Genomic DNA, 22,078 nt, shown 5'->3' with positions numbered 1-22,078 from the left:
GCTCGGTATTTTGCGAACGGTCAGAAGAGCGTTCCTGCCTCCGGCTCCCTGCCCCTTTGACCTAGATCAACCGGCAGCCGATCCGGCTATGTTTTCCTTCTCGGGACGTCCAAGAAAAGCAGCTCAGGAGTTTGCAATGACGAGGAACGCAGCCGCCGCAGCGATTGCACTTTTGATGACAACCTCGTCTCTCGCCATCGCAGCAGAGACATCCCCGACTGTCGGCGTTGCGCCACCCAGCGCCGCCGACCTGAAGAGCCTGACCGACATGCGCGTCGGCATCGTCAAGGCCGCCTTGCAGCTGACTCCGGATCAGGAGAAGTACTGGCCGGCCATCGAGGATGCGATCCGCACCAGAGCGAAAAATCGGCAGGCTCGGTTGGAGCGCATTGCCGAATTGCACGAAAACGGACCGATGGACGGAATGCATGAAGGCAATCCGGTCGAATTCATGCAGCGCAGGGCGGATCGGCTGATTCAGCGCGGGACCGACCTCAAGAAGCTCGCCGATGCCTGGGAGCCGCTCTACAAGACATTGAGCGATGATCAGAAGAGAAGGATGGCGTTCGTGTCGTTCGCTGTCATGCGTAGCGTGCGAAATGCGATCGAGCAGCGCGGCGGTCCGGAAGACGAGGACGAGTAAAGCCAAACGGGCGCAGGCGTCTACGTTGCGGGGCGATTCCATGTCGCGGCGCGCATCGCCGCTTCGCCAGAGGCAGCGCCGCGTTCATCAACCGGCGGTCATTCCGGCGGCGGAAAGCGATCGAAGGTCGGCAGCTCGTGTGCATCCTCCATCCAGCGCAGCCGCTCCGCGACCTGGATATGCATCGTGGCCGGCACCGCGTCGGGATCGTCATAGGTGCCGCTCTGGATGTCGATGAACCCGGGCAGCATGTTGCCGTTGGTATAGAAAAGTCCGCTACCGCAGTTCGCGCAGAAGTGCCGCCGGCCGTGCTCCGAGGATCGGTAGATCCTGGGCTGCCCCTTGGTCACCTTGACCATGTCCTCGGCCACCATGACCCAGCCAACCATCGGCGCGCCAGCGTGGCGCCGGCAATCGGTGCAGTGACACAAAGCATGGACGACCGGTTCGCCGGTCACCTCGTAACGGATCTCGCCGCAGTGACAGCCGCCGGTGACGTCAGCCATGTTTTCCTCCGCTCGATCAGTGGTTTGCCGGGTCGATAACGCCGCAAGCAGCAACGCTTCAATTGCGCATCTTGCCCTTGCGTCGAGCTGTCGCGCGGTCCCCTGCGCCCACCGATCATGCAGACCGGCGTCGTACCTCACGAAATCGTCATCCCTGCCCTCGGCCCCGCCAAAGCGTCGGGAATAAAGCCCCGGCCCCGCCGATCATCTCCCCGGAAACCCAATCCCTGGGCCCACGGGAGACTTGCCATGAGCGGACACGATCACGACCATCGCGATGAGGAAAAAGGCGTTAGCCGACGCAAGGTGCTGGAATGCATGACCTGGGCCGGCACCGGCGTGCTGTGGACCGTCACCGGCGGCGTGCCGCATTCGCTCGGCATCATCGGATCGGCCGCGGCTGCGGAAGCTGCGCCCGGCATGACCTTCATGCAGATCAGCGACAGCCATGTCGGCTTCGACAAGCCGGCCAACCCGAACGCCATCGGCACGCTGGAAGAGGCCATCAACAAGGTCCGGGCGATGCCGGTCAAGCCGTCCTTCATGATCCACACCGGCGACATCACGCATCTGTCGAAGGCGTCCGAATTCGATGACGCCGATCGCATCATCTCGCAGGCCAAGCTCGACGTGCACTACGTGCCGGGCGAGCACGACTTCATCGACGAGGAGGTCAAGCTCTACAAGGAGCGCTACGGCCGCGGCACCAAGGGTCCGGGCTACTATTCGTTCGATGCCGGCGGCGTGCATTTCATCGGCCTCGTCAACGTCGTCGACCTCAAGGGCGGCGGCCTCGGCAATCTCGGCAACGAGCAGCTCGAATGGCTGGAGAACGACCTCAAGGGCCGCTCGAAGTCGATGCCGATCGTGCTGTTCGCCCACATCCCGCTGTGGACGGTCTATCCGCAATGGGGCTGGGGCACCGAGGACGGCGCCCGCGCGCTGGAATACGTCAAGGGCTTCGGCTCGGTCACGGTGCTCAACGGCCACATCCACCAGGTAATGCAGAAGGTCGAGGGCAACGTCACCTTCCACACCGCGCGTTCGACCGCCTTCCCGCAGCCGGCGCCGGGCTCCGCCCCCTCGCCCGGCCCGATGAAGGTGGAGGATGCCAAGCTGCGCAGCATGCTCGGCGTCGCCAGCATCAACTTCAAGCAGAACAGCCAGCCGCTGGCGATCATCGACACGCCGCTGCAAGGCTGAGGGACAAGACCGATGAGTTCGATCAATCGACGCGACTTCGGGATCGCCGTGGTCGCGACCATGCTGCTGCCGGTCACGGCGGCCCGCGCCGAAGATACCGCGGTTCACATCGACAACTTCTCGTTCACCCCGCCCCAGCTTGACGTGAAGGTCGGCACGACAGTGACCTGGACCAACCGCGACGACATCCCGCACACCGTGGTGTGCGCGGGCAAATTCCGCTCCAAGACCATGGATACCGACGGCACCTTCTCCTTCACCTTCACGGAGCCCGGCGAGTACAAGTATTTCTGCTCGCTGCATCCGCACATGACAGGCAGTGTCAAGGTTGGGTAACGTGACAACCCATACAATCACAACCATGCCCGGCCGGTGGCCCTCCGCCCCCGGCCGGGCACGAGCCGTCTCTCGACATGCCGGACAGGACACGATGGTTGTCAACGCGTCGCAAGACGATCCCGAAAAGGCGCGGCGCTTCCGCGAGGCCGCGCTGCCGTACCTTGACGACGCCTATACGCTGGCCCGCTATCTGCTGCGCGATGCCGCCGACGCCGAGGATGCGGTGCAGGAATGCTATCTGCGCGCCTACAAGCATTTCGACAGCTACCGCGGACCTGCGATGAAGCCGTGGCTGTTCGCGATCCTGCGCAATGTCTGCCGTGCCGAATATGCAAGGCGCAAGACCGCCCCGACCGCGGTCGAGGAGTTGCCCGAAGGCGGCGAGCAGACCCCGCTGTGGAATGAAGCCCCGGAGACCCCGGAAAAGCAGCTGCTGCGCCGCTTCGACGGCGAAACCGTGCGCAAGCTGGTCGCGGCGCTTGCCGAGCCGTTCCGCGAGACCTTCGTGCTCAGGGAAATCCAGAATCTTTCATACCGCGAGATCGCCGATGTCGCCGCCGTGCCGGTCGGCACCGTGATGTCGCGCCTCGCGCGCGCCCGCGCCATGCTGCGATCGGCCTGGCTTGCGGAACAGGAGCAAGCGAAATGACCTGCGAGGAAGCCGAAGTGCTGATCCACGCGCTAATCGACGGCGAACTCGACGCCGGCCATGCGCGCGAAGTGGAAGCCCATGTCGAGGGATGCGCGCATTGTGCCGCGCTCATGAAGGAGTATCAGGAGATCCGCCAGGCGATCGCCGAGAGCGATTTGCGCTACAAGGCGCCGCTCGAGCTGCGTCGCAGGATCGAGAAGTCGCTGCCGCAACCACAAGTGCAGGCGGCGCCGAGCCGGCGCTCGGTGCTGCGCGGCTTCGCGCTGGGCTCCGCGGTGTCGGCCATGGCAGCGACCGGCCTTGTCGCGATCGTGCTGCGCAACGATGACGAGCAGCGCATCGAGAACGAGGTGGTGTCGGCGCATCTGCGTTCGCTGCAGGCCGGCCACCTCACCGACGTGATCTCGACGGATCAGCACACGGTCAAGCCCTGGTTCAACGGCAAGCTCGACGTCTCGCCGCCGGTGATCGATCTCACCGCGCAGGGCTTCACGCTGATCGGCGGCCGGCTCGACTACGTCAACGCCCGCGAGATCGGCGCCGTGGTCTACAAGCGGCGCCAGCACGTCATCAACCTGTTCGTGGCGCAGACCGCGAACACCGAACGCAAGGCGGCGAAGATCTCGACACTGCAGGGCTTCAATATCCGCCGCTGGAGCGACCGCGGCCTGAACTACTGGGCGGTCAGTGATCTCGGCGCCGACGAGCTGAGCGAGTTCGGCGACAAGTTCGAGGGCGCGATGCGCGCCAACAAGGAGGGGTGAAATCTTGTAGCCCGGATGCAGCGCAGCGCAATCCGGGAACGGTCTTGCCAGTTGTGAGAATCCCGGATTTCGCTTCGCTTCATCCGGGCTACATCGTGAGGCCTACGCCGACTTGCGCACCGCGTTGTCGACCAGCGTCTTGCCGAGCGACCAGATCGCGCCGGGCACCTTGTGGCTGCCGGCGATCACGTCGTCGAACGACTTCTCGATCCAGGTGCAGTCCGCTTCGGTGATCATGAGCGGCGGCAGCAGCTTGATGGTGTGGAGGCCGTGGCCCGCGACCTGGGTTAGGATCTTGTGATCCTTGAACAGCGGCACCGTGATCAGCTGGCAGAACAGGCCCTTGTTGGCGGTCTCCAGCAGATTCCACGACGCCTTGAGCCGCAGCGATTTCGGCGGACCGAACTCGACGCCGATCATCAGGCCTTTGCCGCGAACTTCCTTCATCAGTTCATAGCCGGGCACCATGCGCGTCAGCGCAAGACGGAGCTCGGCGCCGCGCTTGGCGGCGTTCTCGACGAGCTTCTCGGCCTTGATGACGTCGAGCGTGGCAATGCCGGCGGCCATCGCGAGATCGTTCTTGGCGAAGGTCGAGCCATGCACCACCGCGCGGTCCATCTGGTTGAAGATCTTGTCGAAGATGTTCTTGCGCGTCAGCAGCGCGCCGATCGGCACGTGGCCGCCGGACAGCGCCTTCGCCAGCAGCACCATGTCGGGCTCGATGCCCCAATGCTCGATCGCGAGGAATTTTCCGGTGCGGCCGATGCCGGTCTGGATCTCGTCGGCGATGAACAGCGTGCCGTATTTGCGGCACAGCGCCAGCGCGCCGGGCAGGAACTCGTCGGTGGGCATGTTGACGCCCTTGCCCTGGATCGGCTCGACGATGAAGGCGCCGACCTGGCGCGACGACAGCGCCTTCTCCAGCGCTTCGAGATCGTTGAAGGGAATCGGAGTGCAGCCCGGCAGCAGCGGCTCGAATCCGCCGCGGAAATTCGAATCATCCGTCAGCGACAGCGCGCCGTAGGACAGGCCGTGGAACGAATGCCCGCAATAGACGATACCGGGGCGGCCGGTCGCGCCGCGCGCGAACTTGATCGCGGCTTCGACGGTTTCGGCGCCGGAATTGGCGAAAAAGACCTTGTCCAGATATGGAACATGTTCCAGAAGACGTTCCGCGAGCACGCCGGCGAGCGTCGAGACATCGAGCTGCACGAGATTGGGCAGATCGGCGTCGAGCACGCTCTTCAGCGCCTGGCGCAGGGCCGGATGATTGCGGCCAATCGCAAAAACGCCAAATCCGCTCAATAGATCAAGGTAACGAGCCCCCTGACGATCGAAGAGGTATTGGCCTTGCCCCTTCTGGAAGCCGACGTCGTAGCCGATGGTCTTGAGAACGCGAACGAGCTGCTCGTTGAGGTGACGCGTGTGCATGGCACCGCGCTGCCCCTCGCGCTCCACAAAAATCTCGGAAACGTCTAAATTGGAACTTACCATTCGTCACATACGTCGGTTGATGGCCATCTCGTCAACTTAAAACGCTCGCTAGCGGCGTTTTGCCCCCGCTCGGATCGTCCAGTTAAGCACAGGTTTGGACCATGTTGCACTGCCCAAGAACTTTCGCGCGTACAATAGCCTTTTCAGGTTTATTTTTGGCCACCGTATTATCACCGGCACTTGCAGCGGACCCGACCGGCGACTGGAAGGTCGCTGACGGTGTCGCCACCATCCGCGTCGCCCAGTGTAATGGCAACATGTGGGGTGCGGTATCCTGGGAAAAAACCCCGGGCGGCAAGGATAGGAACAATCCTGATCCTGCGAAGCAGAGCAGGCCGACGCTCGGCATGCCGATCCTGATCGACATGAAGAAGAAGGCCGGCGCCGATGCGTGGGAAGGTCAGGTCTACAACGCCAAGGACGGCCAGCTCTACAGCTCGACCATCAAGCCCGTCGGCACCGATCAGCTCGAGATCCAGGGCTGCGTGCTCGGCTTCCTGTGCGGCGGCGAGACCTGGACCCGCGTCGGTCCGCCGATTCCGGCGAGCGCCGCCGGCAACCCGGCGGCGAAGGGCACCCAGCCCAAGTCAACAGCACCGCAGAAAACCACCGGCGCCGTAGCGCCGGCCACCAAGCCGGCTCAAAAGCAGGCCCCGGGCAACGCCAATGCGCAGGCTGACGCCGTGGGCGATATCTGCCTGCTCCCCGACATCGCGCGACCGACGCATTAGCGGAACCTGCGGGAACACCATCCGCTGACATCGCGGCTCGGCGGCGCCTGCCGCCAAGCCGGTTCGACAGTGAATCGCCAGCGCGTCAGGTGACGTCGTTGGCGATGTCCTCCTCCTTGACCTCGCGCGGCTTGCCCATCAGCGCCGGCTGGAACAGCAACACCGCCGCGAGCGTGGTGACGAGAGAGAGCGCCAGCAGCTTGCCCATGCTGGCGGTGCCGGGATGGCTCGACAGCCACAGGCTGCCGAACGCGGTCGCCGTGGTCAGCGCGCTGAAAAAGATCGCGCGTGTCAGGCTCGACTGCAGCAGATTCGTCCTGCCCTGCCGCCACGCCGTGACATAGTAGATCTTGAACGCCACGCCGACGCCGAGCAGCAGCGGCAACGCGACGATGTTGGCGAAGTTGAGCGGCAGCCCGATCAAGACGCAGATCTCCAGCGTGACGATGCCGGCGACGAGGAGCGGCACCAGCGTCATCAGCACGTCGACAACGCGGCGCAGCGTGAGCCACAGCAGCAGGCCGATCGTGACCAGCGCCAGAATGCCGGCGTGGATGAACGCCTTCACGATGACGTCGCCCGACTTCAGGATCGAGACCGGTCCGCCGATCGCGGTCGGCTCGGCGGCGAGCACGGCGTCGGCAAAGCGGCGCAGATTGTCGTTGTCGTTCGGATCGCCCTTCGGCTCCACCTCGACACGCATCAGGCCGTCCTTGGTCTTCCAGCTGGCGACGAGTTCCGGCGGCAGGTTCTGCAGCGTGACGGTCTGGGCCTGCAGCGTATTGCGGAGCTGATCGAACACGATCTTCATCGGCGCGACGAATACGTCCTGCGCCTTGTCGCGGGTCGCCTCATTCGCATCGGCGAGCTTCTGCAGCGCGTCGGCGAGCCGGCGCGCGGCCAGCGCACCCGGCCCCTTGCCGTCGCCCGCGGTCTTGCGCAGGCCGTCGACCGAGCTCTTCAGCGACTCGACATTCTCCTGATCCGACGGCGCCGGATCGACCGAATCCGGGTTGAGCGCGGGGCCGAGCGTCTTGGCCGCCTGCGCGATCAGCTTCAGCTTGGCCGGCTGGTCGTCGGGCACGAAGCTGTCGAGCGACATCACGCGCGACACTTCCGGCAGCTTCTCGAGCTTGGCCTCGATCTTCTTGGCGTCGGCTTCCGAGCGCGTCATCACATTGATGGCATTGGCGCCGGTGTTCGGATCCTTCCTCAGGTCGAGGAAGGTCGCGATCGATTCCACCTTGGAATTGCGCAGATTGATCGGGTTGAAGTCGAACTTCATGTAATGGAGCAGCGGCAAGCCCGCGACCGTGACCAGCAGCGTGCCGACGATGATCGGAACGCGATGCTTCTCCAGGAAGTTATCGAGCGGCGCCAGGAAGGCGTAGCCGACCGGCTCCTTCTCGCCGGGCGGATTGAGCAGATCGAGCAGCGCCGGCAGCACCGTGATGCTGGTGACGAACGCCACCAGCATGCCGGCGCCGGCGATCTTGCCGAGCTCCGAGATGCCCTTGTAGTCGGTCGGCAGGAAGCAGAGGAAACCGGCAGCGGTCGCCATCGCGGCGAGCGACAACGGCACCGCCGAGCGGCGCGCCGCGTTTTCCAGCGCCAGCGTCAGATTGTCGTTCTTGAAGCGCTCGGAGCGGTAGCGGACGCTGAACTGGATGCCGAAGTCGACCCCGAGGCCGATGAACAGCACGGCGAAGGCAATCGAGAGCAGGTTCAGCGAGCCGACCATCATCAGGCCGACCGCCGTGGTGATGGCAAGCCCGATGAACAGGTTCACGAACACGGCGAAGATGATCTTGCCGGAATGCAGCGCCATCCAGAGGATGACCAGCACGATCACCACGGTGCCGATGCCGTTGGTGATCGCGCCGTCCTGCACGGTGGCGTATTCCTCGTTGGCGATCGGCACCGGTCCGGTCAGGCGAACGCGCGCGTGATATTCAGTCGGGAATTTCAGATCGGCCGCCGCCTGGCGGATCGCATCGGTCGCGGCCTTGCCCGGCTCCAGCGCCGAATAGTCGATGATCGGCTTGATCTCGATGAAGGCGCGCTTGTCCGAATCGGTCAGCGGCTTGTCGCTGGTGAGCTCGCGCCACGAGAAGGTCGCGTTGCCCTTGGCGAGGACGGTCTCGACCGTCTCGGAGATCAGGTTGAAGGGCGGCGCGGCATTGTCGAGCTTGACCTGCCCGCGCTTGACGCCGGCAAGGCCGGTCTCGAGCGCGCCGGTCAGGCCGCGTATCGAGGGATCGCCGGCCATGATCTCGATCAGAGGCGCGGCCGATTCGAGCTGGCCCGCGACCTTGCCGACTTCTTCGGTCGGCAGGAACAAGAGGCCGTTCTTCTCGAAGAATTCGCCGGAGCCCAGCGCGGTGATCGCCTCGAAGTTCTTCTTGTCGGCCTGCAGCTTCGCGGTGAGCGCCTTCGCGGCCGAGCTGGTCAGCTCCGGCGTCGCTGCCTCGACCACCGCCAGGATCAGCCGCTCGCGATCAAATGCTTCCTCGAACTGGTTGTCGCGCTTGCGCCAATCGAGATCCGGCGAGATCAGCTTGTTGATGTCGGTGTTGATCGAGAAGTTGCGGGCCGTGTAGAAGCCGGCGCCGATCGACAACAGGACAGAGATAATCACAACCGGAAGGGCAAAACGCGTACAGGTTCTAACAACGGAGACGACAATATTTGTCAGCACTTCGTTTCTTTCTATCTCGGGGAAGCATGGCCGAAAACGCCCGCTCTGTAGCGGAGTTCCCGGGACCGATCTAATGTTGTTTTGGTTATCTTCCTCGACGGGACGGCGAGGAGGTTCCAAACCACAGGAACGGCCACGAATGGCCGGTATAAACCGCATCAGTGGGCGATAAAGTGACGAACAAGTGAGGGAGACGGACGGTCGCAGGGGTCGAAACCCACACCACATTACCTCTAACGCCCCTCGTCCGTGACCACGCCCCATCGAACCGCTACCTTTTTGCCACAAATCGCTGTATTTCCATGCGCTTGGGGCGCAGATCCCGTCCAGGAACTGTGATGGCTCGGACATTGCAACTGACGTTGCGACGTCCGACCTGTGGAGTGCGTTGCCGAAAAGGCCGCAGGGCATTGAACGAGATTGGTGCAATTTGCGTAACGAACGTCAGATGGAAGTGTTTCTTGCTCAGCCGCGCGGCTTTTGCGCGGGCGTTGTGCGCGCGATCGAGATCGTCGAACGCGCGATCGAGAAGTATGGGCCGCCGGTCTATGTCCGCCACGAGATCGTGCATAACAAACACGTCGTCGAGAGCCTGAAGAAGAAGGGCGCGATCTTCGTCGAGGACCTCTCGGAAGTGCCGGCCAAGGCGGTGACCGTCTTCAGTGCCCATGGCGTTGCTAGGAGCGTCGAGGCGGAGGCGGAAGCCCGCGACCTGCCGGTGCTCAATGCCACCTGCCCGCTCGTCACCAAGGTCCACAACCAGGGCAAGCGCTATATCTCGAAGGGCCGCGCCCTGATCCTGATCGGGCACGCCGGCCATCCCGAGGTCGAGGGAACCATGGGCCAGGTTCCGGGGCCGGTCCTGCTGGTCCAGAGTGTCCAGGACGTGGCGGAACTGAGGCTGCCGAGCGATACGCCGGTCGCCTACATCACCCAGACCACCCTGTCCGTGGACGACACCAGGGACATTATCGCGGCCCTTCAGGCAAAATTTACAGATATTCAAGGCCCGGATATCAGGGATATCTGCTATGCGACACAGAACCGCCAATCTGCGGTAAGGGACCTGAGCAAACGGGTTGACGTCATTTTGGTGGTTGGGGCCGCCAACAGTTCCAACTCGAACAGGCTTCGTGAAATCGGCACCGAGGTCGGCGTCGCGAGTTATCTCATTGCCGATGGGAGCGAACTCAATCCGGATTGGCTCAAGGATGCGAAGGCCGTCGGCATTACCGCGGGCGCTTCTGCGCCCGAAGTTTTGGTCGACGATGTGATCGAGGCTCTGCGGCGGATCGGACCGGTGTCGGTCTCGGTCGTTCCGGGCCGAGAAGAGAATATCGAATTCCGGCTGCCGGCCGAACTGACTACGGGCTGATCTGAACCCACATCCCTTTGATAAGTGCAGAAAGAAATCGTCTAATGGCTATACCGTTCTTCAAGGAAATGCGTATCGGCGGTTATCTGATCAAGCAGAAACTGCTTGGCCGCAAACGCTATCCGCTCGTGCTGATGCTGGAACCCTTGTTCCGTTGCAACCTCGCCTGCGTCGGCTGCGGCAAGATCGACTATCCCGATGCGATCCTCAATCGCCGTATGACGGCGCAGGAATGCTGGGATGCCGCCGATGAGTGCGGCGCGCCGATGGTGGCGATTCCCGGCGGCGAGCCGCTGATCCACAAGGAGATCGGCGAGATCGTGCGCGGCCTCGTGGCGCGCAAGAAGTTCGTCTCGCTGTGCACCAATGCGCTGCTGCTCGAGAAGAAGCTCGACCTGTTCGAGCCGTCGCCCTATCTGTTCTTCTCGGTGCATCTCGACGGCCTGAAGGATCATCACGACAAGGCGGTGTCGCAGAAGGGCGTGTTCGATCGCGCCGTCTCGGCGATCAAGGCGGCGAAGGCGCGCGGCTTCACGGTCAACGTCAATGCCACCATCTTCGACGGTCACCCGGCCGAGGAGATCGCCAAGTTCCTCGATTTCACCACCGAGCTCGGCGTCGGCGTCTCGATGTCGCCGGGCTACGCCTATGAGCGTGCGCCCGACCAGGAGCACTTCCTCAACCGCACCAAGACCAAGAAGCTGTTCCGCGACGTCTTTGCGCTCGGCAAGGGCAAGAAGTGGAATTTCATGCATTCCGGCCTGTTCCTCGACTTCCTCGCCGGCAACCAGGAATACGAGTGCACGCCCTGGGGCATGCCGGCGCGCAACATCTTCGGCTGGCAGAAGCCCTGCTATCTGCTCGGTGAAGGCTACGCCAAGACCTTCAAGGAGCTGATGGACACCACCGACTGGGACACCTACGGCACCGGCAAGTACGAGAAGTGCGCCGACTGTATGGCCCATTGCGGCTACGAGCCGACCGCGGCGACCGCTGCGATCAACAATCCGCTGAAGGCGATGTGGGTCGCGCTGCGCGGCATCAGGACATCAGGCCCGATGGCGCCCGAGATCGACATGTCGAAGCAGCGTCCGGCGCAGTACATCTTCGCCGAGCAGGTGCAGAAGAGGCTCTCGGAGATCCGCCGCGACGAGGCTGCGGCCGCCGCCGCCAAGCAGCAGGCGAAGGCCTCGACCGCCGCCTGACGCGCGATGTGAGCGAAAGCAGAAACATGAAAGCCCCGGTTCAGCGAACCGGGGCTTTTTTCCTGGATCAGGATGCCGCCTGCTCTTCCGGTCTCGTGCGCAGAAGCAATTTCTCGATCTCCGCCGCGCGCGGCGCACTGAGTGTGCCGCGCTCGATCCCGAGCGGGACATTGCGCAAAGCGAGCTCACGATACAGCGCGCCGGATGGAGGAAAGCGCTCATCCAGCGCCCGGAGATGCTTGAGGATTGTTCCGACGTCGCCGCGCGCCACGCAGCCGCCCATGCCATTGGCCAATCCACCGTCGAGAACAGCCGCGACCGTCCCCCGTAGCAGCGGCATCATCGCGCGCAACGCGTCGGCCTCGCTGGCGCCGAAGCTCTTCCAGAGCTCGACGCCCTCCTTGAGCAGCGCGATCAGGAACGGACCGACATAATATGCCGACGCATGATAGAGCGCCCGCGCACCGGCCGGCAGCGCCAGCGGTTCACAACCGATGCGGGTCGCAAGCAATTCCAGGTTACGCCTGAAGTCGCCCTCTGCCTCGATGCCGACGGTGCATCCGCGCAACCCCTCGAGCGCGACGTCGGGATTGGCGAACATCTGCATCGGATGAAATCCGCCGGTCGCGGCGCCTGCGGATTTCGCATGATCGAGCGCGGCCAGTTCGGTCGCGCCGCTGCAATGAACCACGCGGTGACGCGGCTCCCAGCGCAAGTCGCGGCAGACCGGCAGGATCGCGTCGTCGCTCACGGTCAGGAAAACCATGTCGCAGCGGTCGACGACCTGCTGCGCATCCGTCATCGGCCGCGCCGACGGGATGCGGGATCCGAGCCGCTGCGCGGCATCGGCACCGCGGTTGTAGAACGCCGCGACGTTCAGCCCCGCGCGGGCGAACGCCGGCGCGAGCGTCTGCGCCACGCGGCCGGCGCCGATGACGCCGATCCGCAACGCCGCCAGCGCCGTGCTCATTGCGCGTAGCTCCCGTCGATGCGGTCGAGTCTGCGCCGCAGCGCCGGCCATTCCAGCAGGCCGTAGCCGGCCTGCTGATTTTGCGCCGCTTCATTCAGCACCGGATTGGTGTCGCGCTCATTATCCAGCGTGATCTCGGTGCCGGCAAAACAGGTCACCGTGTTGCCGATCGCCATCTCGGTCGGCGCATGCAGCGGCCGGCCACAGCCGAGCGCGTCGACCTGGATCCGGCAGGCCTGCTCCAGCCAATAGATCGCATTAAACGCCTGCGGAATCGTGTTGCCACAAACCAGCAGGCCATGATTGCGCAACACCAGCACATTGTTGCGGCCGAGATCGGCGACGACCCGGTCGCATTCCTCCCGATCGATCGCCGGCCCCTCGAAATCGTGATAGCCAATCCGACCGTGAAACCGCATCGCCGTCTGCGACAGCGGCAACAGCCCTTCGGCAAGCGTGCTGACGGCGGTGCCTGCCCTGGTGTGGGTATGCAGGACGCACTTCACGTCGGGTCGCGCGCGATGGATCGGGGCATGCAGATAGAAGCCGGCCACGTTGACGTTGTAGCCGTGGTCGGGCTGCAGCAGGGTCCGGCCCTCGATGTCGATCTTGACGAGGCTCGACGCGGTGATTTCCTCGTACAGCATGCCATAGGGATTGATCAGATACTGATCGTGATGCCCCGGGACCTGTGCACTGATGTGGTTGTAGATCAGGTCGGTCATTCCGTAGAGCGCGACCAGGCGGTAGCACGCCGCAAGATCGACGCGGGTTGCCCACTCCTGTTCTCCCACGACGGCCCTGATATCGTTGACGGCACAAACTTCGGTCTGACGCATGTTACTCGGGCCCTTGGTGTCGGATGACGGAGGCGCGCTCGACGATACGGCTGAGGTCTTCCGACGATGGAAGCCCGCCGAATACCTGCATCCCGTCCGCGCCAAGCCTGGATTTCACGAACAGATCGGCGGCAGCGGCGTCGCCATGCCTCAGCATCTCGGCGGCCTGCAGCGCATGGGCCATGCGGGTGACGAGCGCTCTCGCGTGCCCGTCGTCCGGGTATCGAGCACGCAAGCTATCGGCGAGATCGTCCGTGCTTCGGTCATAGATCGGATTGAGGCCCCTGCTCGCACGCAACTCGTCGACGAATGCGTCCCGGCAATTCGCATCGCGTTGCATGGCGCGCAAAACGTCCATGCACATCATGTTCGAGGTGCCTTCCCAGATCGAATTCAATGGCGCCTCGCGATAGAGCCGGGCCATCGGATTCTCCATGATGAAGCCGTTGCCGCCATGCACCTGCAGGCATTCATAGGTGAAGGCCGGCGCGCGCTGGCAGTTCCAGAACTTCATCACGGGGGTCGCGACCCGCGCCAGCAATCGCTCGTGTTCGCTTGTCTGCAGGCCGTCGGTCGCGCGCGCGACCCGAAACGCGCCGAGCATCGCCGCCTCGCTCTCGAGCGCGAGGTCGGCGAGCACGTTGCGCTGCATCGGAAGCTCGGACATCGGCTTGCCGAACGCCGTTCGCGTTTGCGCGTGGTTGAGGGCGAGGCTCAGCGCCTGGCGCATCAGCCCGGCGGAGCCGACCGCGAAATCCAGCCGCGTCAGATGCGCATGCGAAAGGATTTCCGCGATGCCGCGGCCCTCTTCGCCAACCAGGATCGACCACGTATCGTGGTACTCGATCTCGCTCGACGCGTTCGAGCGGTTGCCGCACTTGTCCTTCAGGCGTTGAATGTGGACGCGGTTGGCGCTGCCGTCCGGCAGCAGGCGCGGCACGAACAGGCAACTGACGCCGGACTGGGTGCGCGCCAGCGTGTAGAATCCGTCGGCCACCGGCACCGAGAAGAACCATTTGTGGCCGGTGATCGCATAGATCTCGCCATACGCGCCGCGCTCGACGAAGCGCGCGGTGGTCTGGGTCTCACGCAGATCGGAACCGCCCTGCTTTTCGGTCATGGCGTAACCGATGACCGCGGCGCGCTTGGCCTCGATCGGAAGCCGCCGCGGATCGTAGTCCGCCGCCAGCGTTCGCTCCCGCCACAAATTGAATTGCGGCTTGCCGGAGAACCCGGCGATCGCTGCGTACGCCATCCCGGTGGGGCAGCCGACGCCGTTCTCGATCTGATTCCAGAGATAGCTCAGCGCCGCACGCGCCAGATGGCCGTGTGGTTCGCGCGTCGACCAGGCGAGGCTATGCACCTCGCTCCGGAACGCCAGCGCCATCAATTGATGCCAGGCCGGATGAAATTCGACCCAATCATTGCGGTTGCCATACCGGTCATGGGTCAGGAGCTTTGGTTCATGCTCGTTGGCCAGCCGTGCCGCCTCCTGCACGGATTCGCTGCCGGCATGGGCGCCGAGCGCTGACAGCTTATCTTTCGCCCAAGGCGCGATCGTTGCGATCAGGCCACTCAACGCGCGGTCGTCATCGAACGCATTGAAGCCGAGCGCTGGCCGCGCCTGATTGCGTACTTCATGGGTCGCGAACGGAGCGGCTTTCGCTTCAGCGACGGCAACCAGCTGGACACGCGCGTTCATGCGGAGACTCGCGATACGGGGGTGAGTTCAGGCGTGGCGTGGCGAAACAGCATGCGCGCGGAAAGCCCCGCGATCGACTGTGCGATCGCCTTCGCCGCGTCGGAATCAGGGGCCGCTTCGGGCGCGAGGGGACCAACCAGCGCTTCCATGAAGGCGCCGGTCACGCAGGATGCCGCGACGTTCGCGTCGATCTCGACGAACTCACCGCCGGCGATGCCGCGCCGGACCAGCCTTGCGATCTGATCGGCCAGGGCCGCCCGGTATTTCAGGCGCGCCGCGTCGATCTCGGGTTCACAGGGTTCGGCGATCAACGCGTAGGCCAGGCGGCGGCCGCGCATCGCCCGGACCGAGAAGGTGTAGATCGCATCCACCAGACATTGGGACGCCGAGCCTTCCGCCTCGACGATCGCGGCGACCACGGCCACCTCGCGCTCAGACACCAGGCCGAGCACCTGCGCGTACAGGTCCGCCTTGGAGTCGAAGTAGCGATACACGCTGCCCGTGGCCACGCCGGCCCGTGAGGCGATCAGGGCGATCTGGGCGTCCTTCCAGCCACTCAGCGCCACGGCCTCCCTGGCGGCATCGAGAATGCGCGCTTTGGTTTCGACCAGTTGGTTGAGGCGAACGGCAGCGATTGCCATGGTGAACCTTGATTCATGAATAAAGGATCATGGTTCATTTTCGAACGAATAGGCGTAGCTGTCAAGTATCGACCCGGCGCCCTGCGGCCGTGGGGCCGTTCCCGGGGCGCCGCCGCGCTGCCGGCGGTCATAGGCTGGAGGCGCGACCCACGGGCGCGAGGAACAGGGATACGGGGGTCTCACCGCACAGCCGACCCGCAAGTCCCGCTGACCGCGCGGAACCGGAACAGCGTGGCATCGAGCAAAACCTTTGGGCATCAAAGCAAAAGGCCCGATCGCGATGCGACCGGGCCTGTGAGTTGAGCTTGATGCGGTGAGAAACCCGGTCCCTGCCCGGCGCAGCGGATCAGGCCGCCTTCGCTGTGATCAGAACGTCTTCCACCGGCATCAACACCTCGTTGCCGAGCAGGAAGCCCCGGCAGCTGCGCAGCGAGCGCAGCGCGCGGTTGAAGTCAATTCCGGTCGACACCAGCGCGCGCAGCGTCCGTGGATTGCGGGCGATGCCGCGCAGCACCTTGCGCAGGTCGATGTCGCCGTTCGGCTTCACCGCGGATTTCGCAAGTTCCGGTAGCGCCCGGTGCGCGGGATCGCTGATTACGCGCAATGCGGCAAACGGAATGCGGGCCTTGGCGGCATAGGCCGCCGCGATATGGCTCTCCATATCGACTGCGGCTGCGCCCGTCATCGAGCGCAGAGCGGCCTTGCAGGCCTTTGCTGCGATCACCTCTTCCACGCCGGCGAGACTGCCGCGGACGATCCTGCGGCGCTTCAGCGCGGCGCTGGCGATCATCTCTTCGTTCAGCGCGGATGCGGCCAGGAAACGGGTATCGCCCGACATCACCTCGGTCGCAACCACGACGTCGCCCGACTTGAGCGACGGATCGAGCCCGCCGGCCACGCCGAACGAAATCACGCCACGGAAGGTGGTCGGATCCAGCGTCGCGAGCAACTCACGCAGCTGCTGCGGATCGCTCGAACTGCAGATTACGATCATGCCGGGGCCTGCCGCGATGCGAGCCTCCTGCACCAATCCAGTCACAATCAATACCGGCCGAGGATCAATTCTACTGCCCACGGTCTCGGCGGCCCCCGCCTCAACAATCACATCCCGACCCCTACCACCCTGCTATTGGTGCTTCTCAAATTTCGATACCGCGCCAGCGCCCAGAGCGGAAAGAACTTCGAGTAGCCATGATATCGCAAGTAAAATACCCGCGGAAACCCCGTAGCTGTGTATCGCTGCTCGTCCCACAGCCCTTTTTCCGTCTGTGTTGCCTTTAGGTACTCCACCCCGCGCGTAACAGCGGGATTTTCGACCTCTCCGGCCGCCATCAATCCAAGCAAAGCCCATGCCGTTTGCGAGGAGGTCGAAGGCGCAACTTCATAACCCTTGTAATCCAGCCGGTAACTGACGGCGTCCTCGCCCCAGCCGCCGTCCTGATTCTGGACTGACGCCAGCCAGTCGACCGCCTTCCGAATCATCGGGTCGTTGCGATCGACCCCTGCGACATTTAGCGCCGAGAGCACCGACCAGGTGCCGTAGATGTAATTCAGGCCCCAGCGGCCGTACCAGGAGCCCTCGGCAAGCTGGGTGCGGCGCAAATAAGCGACGCCGTCAGCCATCGCCTTGTTGCTCTCGACGGTCTCGCCGAGCTGGCCCAGCATCGAGATGCAGCGCGCGGTGACATCCTCGGTCGGTGGATCGAGCAATGCGCCGTGATCGGAGAACGGGATGTTGTTGAGGTAATATTCGAGGTTGTTGACGTCGAACGCGGCCCAGCCGCCGTCGCGGCTCTGCAGCCCCTCGATCCACTCGCGGCCGCGCGCGATGGACTCATCATATTCCCTGGTTCCGGTATGACGCCGCACGCGATCCATCGCCATCACGACCACCGCGGTGTCGTCGAGATCGGGATAATGGTCGTTGTTGTACTGGAACGCCCAGCCGCCCGGGCGGACGTCCGGCGCCTTGACCGCCCAATCGCCCTTCAGCTCCAGCACCTGGCGCGGCTTCAGCCAGTCGAGGCCCTGCCTGGCCTTGGCCAGGGTGTCGTCGCCGCCCGCTTCCTGCAGCGCATGACAGGCCAGCGCGGTGTCCCACACCGGCGAGACGCAGGGCTGGCAATAGGCCTCGTGCTCGCCGATCACAAGCAGCTTGTCGATGCCGCGGCGGGTGATGGCGCGCGGCGGGAAATTCTCGTCCTTGCCGAGCGCCTCGTACATCATGACGATGTTGGCCATCGGCGGATAAATCGCGCCCATGCCGTCTTCGCCGTTCAGCCGCTCTTCGGTGAAGGCGAGCGCGGCATCGATCGCGCGCTGGCGCAGGCTCTTCGGAAACATCGGCTCGATCACCCGCAGCACGGCGTCGAGCGAGCGGAACAGATAGAACCAGCTGGCGCTCTGATGCGGCGCCTTCGGCGCCATGCGGACCGATTTCGGATCCTCCAGGAACAGTTCGTCGATGCCGACGCCTTTCGGATTCTTCGCACGCGGCTTCAGCGCGGCAAGCACCATCAGCGGCACCATGGTGGTGCGCGCCCAGTAGGAGATCTTGTTGATGTGGAATGGCGACCACATCGGCAGCAGCATGATCTCGATCGGCAGCACCGGCGTCGCGCGCCAGGTCACGACGCCATAGAGCGCGAGCAGGAATCGCGTGAACACGTTGCTGCCCGAAGCGCCGCCGCGCGAACGGATCGCCTCGCGCGCCCGCGCCATGTGCGGCGCGTCGACGGAATCGCCGATCATCTTCAGCGCGAAATACGACTTCACGCTGGCGCTCATGTCAAACGGGCCGTCATGCACCAGCGGCCAGCCGCCATGGGCGCCCTGGACGCGGCGCAGATAGTTGCCGATCTTGGCCTCGAGCCCGGCATCGATCGGCTCGGCCAGGTAGTGACGCAGCAGGACATATTCGGCCGGAATGGTGCTGTCGGCCTCGAGCTCGAACACCCAATGTCCGTCGGACTGGCGATAGCCGAGCAGCGCTTCGGTTGCCTTGGAGATACTCTTCTCCAGCGCGACCGGGTCGACTGCAACGCTGTGATCTCTCGCAAGCATTTCGCTCGATATCCTCTTCATCGCGGGCCGGCTGATCGAAAGCCGCGGCCGCTCCAGAGCATGATCCGATTGCATCGGATCACGCTCTTGTCCTTTTGTTCAGTCGCGTTTGCTTAACGCGAACCGGTAGCCACTTCGCTCGAAAACGCGCCAACAGGTCGAATCTAACGTCTGGCCAGAACCAGATCTGCGGCGCGATCACCGGATCGCACCGATCCCTCGATGGTTGCCGGCAACCCGGTAGCAGTCCAGTCGCCGGCAAGGAACAGGTTTTTTTGCGCCGTCGCGGGCCCCGGACGCAGGGCATTCTGTTCCGGCGTCGCCTCAAATGTGGCACGGCGCTCACGCACGATCTGCCAGGGCGGCAGGTCGCCGGAAACCCCCGAGGCCTCGCAGATGTCCTGCCAGATCGCCAGCGCGAGCTCCTCGCGCGGCAGGTCGACCAAGCGGTCGCCGTTGCTGATCGTCACCGACAGGCGTTGCGGGAACGCGAACAGCCACTCCACGAGGCCGCCGACCACGCCGAGAATGGGCGCGGCGTCGCGCGGCGGATCGACGCGGAAATGCGCATTCACGATGGCGCGGAATTTGGTCGGGGTTTTCAGGCCGGGCAGCAGCGCGGCCGCGGCGCGCGGCGGCACCGCAAGCACGACGGCGTCGTCGGCTCCCAGCGCGACCTTGTCGCCATTGCCAAAATCGAGCTCACTGATGCGATCACCCGACATGCCGAGCGCACGCAATTCGTGACTGAACTGAACGCTGTGGCCCCTCTCCTGCAGCAGCTTCACGGCCGGCTCGATCAGGACCGAGCTCAGGCCGTCGCGCGCGATCAGCGGACGGCAGGCCTGCCCGCCAGCGAGCAGCGTCTCGCGCACAATGGCGCCGGCGAGCCCGGCCGAGCCCTCCGGCGGATCGACGTTCAATGCGGCTAACAGCAGCGGCTGCACCAGGCGGTCATACAGCGTGCCCTTGCAGGGAATGGTGTTGCCGACCAGCGCGCCGGTGCCGGCCCAGGCCAGCGGTGCCAAGGCGAGATAGTCGCGCAGGGTCGTATCCGGGACGCGGCGCGCCTCGTCGAACACCCACAGCGGCAGGCGGGAATCGCCGAGGTCGAGTTGCCAGCGCCGGCCGCTGGCAAGATCGACGAACGGAAACTGCGCGCGCGCGGGCCCGACGAGGCCGGCCTCGGTGCCGATCGAGCGCGCGTAGCTCAGCGCATGGCGATTGCCCGACAGCAACAGATGGTTGCCATTGTCGATGGTGAGATTGGTGGCGGCGTCGAAATAGGAGCGGCAGCGGCCGCCGGCCTGCTGCGTCGCCTCATGGACAAACACCTTGTAGCCGCCATTGGCGAGGCGCACGGCCGCGGAGAGGCCGGAAATGCCGGCACCGATGATATGAACGGTCTTTTGCATCAGATGATCGCGTAACGAAGAAGGATGCCGATCTTGGCGGCCTTGGACACACGTACCGGCGCGCGCGGCGCGGTGAAGCCGCGCGCGATCAGAAGATCGAGAATCGCGCGGTAGTATTTCGACATGATCCGCGGCGCGCGCACGGCGCGGCGCGAATTGCGCTTCATGATCTCGTCGGATTTCTGGAAATGCATCTTGGCCCGCTCGGCCAGCGGCGCGCACACCTTCGGCAGCGCGCGGTCGGCGGTGACGCGGGCCGGGTCGTTATTGGTGATGCCGGCATGCCAGAGCCATTCGCGCGGCAGATAGAGCCGGCCGAGGCCGGCATCCTCGTCGATGTCGCGCAGGATATTGGTGAGCTGCAGCGCGCGGCCGAGGTGGTACGCGAGCTGGATGCCATCGTCCTCGGGCAGGCCGAACACGCGCACCGACAGTCGGCCGACCGCGCTCGCGACGCGATCGCAATACAAATCGAGCGTCGCGAGATCCGGCGCGCGGATGTCCTGCGGCACGTCCATCTCCATGCCGTCGACGATCGCGACAAAATCCTCGCGCTTCAGGCCGAAGGTCTTCACCGAGGCGACATAGTCCTTCAGCCGCTCCGGCGGATGCCCCGCATAGAGCGCGTCGATATCGTCGCGCCACTGCTGCAGCGCGGCCAGCCGCTCCGGCCGCGGGCCGTCGGAATCGGCGATGTCGTCGACCTGCCGGCAGAAGCTGTAGATCTGGAACATCGCCTCGCGCTGCGCGCGCGGCAGAATGCGCATCGCGGCGTAGAACGAGCTGCCCGACGCGGTGCTTCCGTAATTTGCGTTGGCCGCCGCCTCAACGCTCATGCGCCAGCCGTCGATTTGGAGACCGCACGCCGTCCGGTCGCACGCCGCGCCGTCTCGCCGGCCACGCCGCCAAGGCTCTGCAGCAGCAGTTCGAGCGGACTCAGATGCACGCGCTCGCTGAGCGGATCGCGCACCTTCAGCATGTTGACGATCTTGTCGGCGAACGCCTGGATCACGGAGATCTCGAGCCCCAGCCTGAAATCCTTCACCTCGGCGGCGAGCGACTTGCTCTGGTCGAGCAGCGTCTCAGTGCGCACCGCGAGCGCCTGCAGGCATTTGAGCAGCGCCGGCTGCGATTTCGCCTCGCCGAGCATCTCGACGGTCGCGCCCGCGGCGGCCAGGGCATCGCGCGGCAAGTAGACACGGTTCAGGTTGCGGTAGTCCTTGCCGCAGTCCTGCAGATGGTTGTTGATCTGCAGCCCGGCGCAGAGCGCGTCCGACGCCGCCCAGGTCGAGGTATCCTCGCCGTGCACGTCGAGCATGAACCGCCCGACCGGCATCGCCGAGTACCGGCAATAATCGATCACATCGTCCCAGTTCTCGTAACGCAGCTTGGTGACGTCGAGGCGGAACGCCACCAGCACATCGAGCGCGTGCCGCGGCGGCATGCCGCGCTCGGCGAAGGCGCGGCGCAGATTGACCGCTTCCTTCTGGGTGTCGCCATTGCCAAGCAGCTCGGCCTCCATGAGGTCGAGGTAGCGCAGCTTCTCCTCGGCGGGCAGCGTGGCGTGATCGGCGATATCGTCGGCGGTGCGGACGAAATTATAGAAGGCCAGGATCAGGGCACGATGCCGCGGATGAATGATCCACGACGCGACCGGGAAATTCTCGTCGCGGTGGGTCTTTCCGGATCGCAGGTCGCTCGCGGTGGTCATGGGAGATTTGGGCTACACTGGTCATGGCACGACGCAGGCGCGAAAGGTCAGCGCATGCGGGGGATTTGCGAGCCCCATATAGGGGAATACGCCACCAAAACCAATGCTGTCCGTGACCGCCAGCATA

The 22,078-nt window shown here is 64.4% G+C and carries 20 protein-coding genes; 8 read left to right on the top strand and 12 right to left on the bottom strand.

Annotation, left to right across the window (positions count from 1 at the left end):
* Positions 1-88 precede the first annotated feature (88 nt).
* Positions 89-643 (top strand): Spy/CpxP family protein refolding chaperone, encoded by a 555-nt coding sequence (locus ACVIHF_RS07405; RefSeq protein ID WP_233475477.1) that lies wholly within the window; start codon positions 89-91, stop codon positions 641-643.
* Positions 644-741: 98 nt separating this feature from the next.
* On the opposite strand, the gene ACVIHF_RS07400 is transcribed toward ACVIHF_RS07405, so the two are convergent.
* Positions 742-1,149 (bottom strand): GFA family protein, encoded by a 408-nt coding sequence (locus ACVIHF_RS07400; protein ID WP_253609577.1) that lies wholly within the window; start codon positions 1,147-1,149, stop codon positions 742-744.
* 249 nt (positions 1,150-1,398) lie between these two features.
* On the opposite strand from ACVIHF_RS07400, the gene ACVIHF_RS07395 reads away from it, so the two are divergent.
* The 4 genes from ACVIHF_RS07395 to ACVIHF_RS07380 all read left to right on the top strand — a co-directional run bounded on the left by ACVIHF_RS07395 (position 1,399) and on the right by ACVIHF_RS07380 (position 4,107).
* Positions 1,399-2,352 (top strand): metallophosphoesterase family protein, encoded by a 954-nt coding sequence (locus tag ACVIHF_RS07395; RefSeq protein ID WP_310880721.1) that lies wholly within the window; start codon positions 1,399-1,401, stop codon positions 2,350-2,352.
* Between the two features lie 12 nt (positions 2,353-2,364).
* Entirely contained in the window at positions 2,365-2,688 is a 324-nt protein-coding gene (locus tag ACVIHF_RS07390; RefSeq protein WP_028338682.1) for a cupredoxin domain-containing protein, read from the top strand.
* 94 nt (positions 2,689-2,782) lie between these two features.
* Positions 2,783-3,340 carry a sigma-70 family RNA polymerase sigma factor gene (locus ACVIHF_RS07385; protein WP_018270594.1) on the top strand — a complete coding sequence of 186 codons (558 nt, stop codon included), beginning with the start codon at positions 2,783-2,785 and terminating at the stop codon, positions 3,338-3,340.
* On the top strand, positions 3,337-4,107 hold the full coding sequence (locus ACVIHF_RS07380; RefSeq protein ID WP_253609580.1) for an anti-sigma factor family protein: 771 nt from the start codon (positions 3,337-3,339) through the stop codon (positions 4,105-4,107). The genes ACVIHF_RS07385 and ACVIHF_RS07380 overlap by 4 nt, the downstream gene beginning before the upstream one ends.
* A gap of 102 nt (positions 4,108-4,209) precedes the next feature.
* Here ACVIHF_RS07380 and hpnO read toward each other — a convergent pair whose 3' ends face one another.
* Positions 4,210-5,601, bottom strand: coding sequence for an aminobacteriohopanetriol synthase HpnO (hpnO, locus tag ACVIHF_RS07375; RefSeq protein WP_050387129.1), 1,392 nt, complete (start codon positions 5,599-5,601; stop codon positions 4,210-4,212).
* A 101-nt stretch (positions 5,602-5,702) separates the two neighbouring features.
* On the opposite strand from hpnO, the gene ACVIHF_RS07370 reads away from it, so the two are divergent.
* Positions 5,703-6,332, top strand: a complete 630-nt coding sequence (locus ACVIHF_RS07370; protein ID WP_253609581.1) for a DUF2147 domain-containing protein — start codon at positions 5,703-5,705, stop codon at positions 6,330-6,332.
* An 85-nt stretch (positions 6,333-6,417) separates the two neighbouring features.
* Here ACVIHF_RS07370 and hpnN read toward each other — a convergent pair whose 3' ends face one another.
* Complete coding sequence (gene hpnN / locus ACVIHF_RS07365) at positions 6,418-9,030, bottom strand: hopanoid transporter HpnN (protein ID WP_253609582.1); 2,613 nt, start codon at positions 9,028-9,030, stop codon at positions 6,418-6,420.
* Positions 9,031-9,478: 448 nt separating this feature from the next.
* On the opposite strand from hpnN, the gene ispH reads away from it, so the two are divergent.
* Positions 9,479-10,405 carry a 4-hydroxy-3-methylbut-2-enyl diphosphate reductase gene (ispH, locus tag ACVIHF_RS07360; protein WP_253609583.1) on the top strand — a complete coding sequence of 309 codons (927 nt, stop codon included), beginning with the start codon at positions 9,479-9,481 and terminating at the stop codon, positions 10,403-10,405.
* Between the two features lie 44 nt (positions 10,406-10,449).
* Complete coding sequence (hpnH, locus tag ACVIHF_RS07355) at positions 10,450-11,610, top strand: adenosyl-hopene transferase HpnH (RefSeq protein ID WP_253609584.1); 1,161 nt, start codon at positions 10,450-10,452, stop codon at positions 11,608-11,610.
* Between the two features lie 67 nt (positions 11,611-11,677).
* Here the strand turns inward: hpnH and ACVIHF_RS07350 are convergent, their stop codons facing one another.
* The 9 genes from ACVIHF_RS07350 to hpnC form a co-directional block, all read right to left on the bottom strand.
* A complete protein-coding gene (locus tag ACVIHF_RS07350) occupies positions 11,678-12,580 on the bottom strand; it encodes a Rossmann-like and DUF2520 domain-containing protein (RefSeq protein WP_253609585.1) in 903 nt (300 codons plus the stop codon).
* Positions 12,577-13,419 carry a class II aldolase/adducin family protein gene (locus ACVIHF_RS07345; RefSeq protein WP_253609586.1) on the bottom strand — a complete coding sequence of 281 codons (843 nt, stop codon included), beginning with the start codon at positions 13,417-13,419 and terminating at the stop codon, positions 12,577-12,579. The genes ACVIHF_RS07350 and ACVIHF_RS07345 overlap by 4 nt, the downstream gene beginning before the upstream one ends.
* Before the next feature lies 1 nt (position 13,420).
* Positions 13,421-15,121, bottom strand: coding sequence for an acyl-CoA dehydrogenase family protein (locus ACVIHF_RS07340; RefSeq protein ID WP_253609587.1), 1,701 nt, complete (start codon positions 15,119-15,121; stop codon positions 13,421-13,423).
* On the bottom strand, positions 15,118-15,762 hold the full coding sequence (locus ACVIHF_RS07335; protein WP_028338692.1) for a TetR/AcrR family transcriptional regulator: 645 nt from the start codon (positions 15,760-15,762) through the stop codon (positions 15,118-15,120). Before ACVIHF_RS07335 ends, ACVIHF_RS07340 begins: the two co-directional genes overlap by 4 nt.
* A gap of 346 nt (positions 15,763-16,108) precedes the next feature.
* Positions 16,109-16,867 carry a phosphorylase gene (locus ACVIHF_RS07330; protein WP_375166704.1) on the bottom strand — a complete coding sequence of 253 codons (759 nt, stop codon included), beginning with the start codon at positions 16,865-16,867 and terminating at the stop codon, positions 16,109-16,111.
* Positions 16,864-18,825 (bottom strand): squalene--hopene cyclase, encoded by a 1,962-nt coding sequence (gene shc / locus ACVIHF_RS07325; protein ID WP_253609588.1) that lies wholly within the window; start codon positions 18,823-18,825, stop codon positions 16,864-16,866. Before shc ends, ACVIHF_RS07330 begins: the two co-directional genes overlap by 4 nt.
* Positions 18,826-18,989: 164 nt before the next feature.
* Complete coding sequence (gene hpnE / locus ACVIHF_RS07320) at positions 18,990-20,240, bottom strand: hydroxysqualene dehydroxylase HpnE (protein ID WP_253609589.1); 1,251 nt, start codon at positions 20,238-20,240, stop codon at positions 18,990-18,992.
* On the bottom strand, positions 20,240-21,076 hold the full coding sequence (gene hpnD / locus ACVIHF_RS07315; protein WP_076833035.1) for a presqualene diphosphate synthase HpnD: 837 nt from the start codon (positions 21,074-21,076) through the stop codon (positions 20,240-20,242). The genes hpnE and hpnD overlap by 1 nt, the downstream gene beginning before the upstream one ends.
* Positions 21,073-21,951: a squalene synthase HpnC gene (gene hpnC, locus ACVIHF_RS07310; protein WP_253609590.1), complete on the bottom strand. Its 879-nt coding sequence runs from the start codon at positions 21,949-21,951 to the stop codon at positions 21,073-21,075. Before hpnC ends, hpnD begins: the two co-directional genes overlap by 4 nt.
* Positions 21,952-22,078 lie beyond the last annotated feature (127 nt).

The sequence above is a fragment of the Bradyrhizobium sp. USDA 4506 genome (assembly GCF_054058795.1).
Note: the sequence above shows the minus strand (reverse complement) of the source record. Positions and strands in the feature narration are given on the sequence as shown.

Coding starts and splice junctions, on each gene's coding strand:
- ACVIHF_RS07405 (WP_233475477.1), top strand. CDS start 89: ATGTTTTCCTTCTCGGGACGTCCAAGAAAAGCAGCTCAGGAGTTTGCA.
- ACVIHF_RS07400 (WP_253609577.1), bottom strand. CDS start 1,149: ATGGCTGACGTCACCGGCGGCTGTCACTGCGGCGAGATCCGTTACGAG.
- ACVIHF_RS07395 (WP_310880721.1), top strand. CDS start 1,399: ATGAGCGGACACGATCACGACCATCGCGATGAGGAAAAAGGCGTTAGC.
- ACVIHF_RS07390 (WP_028338682.1), top strand. CDS start 2,365: ATGAGTTCGATCAATCGACGCGACTTCGGGATCGCCGTGGTCGCGACC.
- ACVIHF_RS07385 (WP_018270594.1), top strand. CDS start 2,783: ATGGTTGTCAACGCGTCGCAAGACGATCCCGAAAAGGCGCGGCGCTTC.
- ACVIHF_RS07380 (WP_253609580.1), top strand. CDS start 3,337: ATGACCTGCGAGGAAGCCGAAGTGCTGATCCACGCGCTAATCGACGGC.
- hpnO (WP_050387129.1), bottom strand. CDS start 5,601: ATGGTAAGTTCCAATTTAGACGTTTCCGAGATTTTTGTGGAGCGCGAG.
- ACVIHF_RS07370 (WP_253609581.1), top strand. CDS start 5,703: ATGTTGCACTGCCCAAGAACTTTCGCGCGTACAATAGCCTTTTCAGGT.
- ispH (WP_253609583.1), top strand. CDS start 9,479: ATGGAAGTGTTTCTTGCTCAGCCGCGCGGCTTTTGCGCGGGCGTTGTG.
- hpnH (WP_253609584.1), top strand. CDS start 10,450: ATGGCTATACCGTTCTTCAAGGAAATGCGTATCGGCGGTTATCTGATC.
- ACVIHF_RS07350 (WP_253609585.1), bottom strand. CDS start 12,580: ATGAGCACGGCGCTGGCGGCGTTGCGGATCGGCGTCATCGGCGCCGGC.
- ACVIHF_RS07345 (WP_253609586.1), bottom strand. CDS start 13,419: ATGCGTCAGACCGAAGTTTGTGCCGTCAACGATATCAGGGCCGTCGTG.
- ACVIHF_RS07340 (WP_253609587.1), bottom strand. CDS start 15,121: ATGAACGCGCGTGTCCAGCTGGTTGCCGTCGCTGAAGCGAAAGCCGCT.
- ACVIHF_RS07335 (WP_028338692.1), bottom strand. CDS start 15,762: ATGGCAATCGCTGCCGTTCGCCTCAACCAACTGGTCGAAACCAAAGCG.
- shc (WP_253609588.1), bottom strand. CDS start 18,825: ATGCTTGCGAGAGATCACAGCGTTGCAGTCGACCCGGTCGCGCTGGAG.
- hpnE (WP_253609589.1), bottom strand. CDS start 20,240: ATGCAAAAGACCGTTCATATCATCGGTGCCGGCATTTCCGGCCTCTCC.
- hpnD (WP_076833035.1), bottom strand. CDS start 21,076: ATGAGCGTTGAGGCGGCGGCCAACGCAAATTACGGAAGCACCGCGTCG.
- hpnC (WP_253609590.1), bottom strand. CDS start 21,951: ATGACCACCGCGAGCGACCTGCGATCCGGAAAGACCCACCGCGACGAG.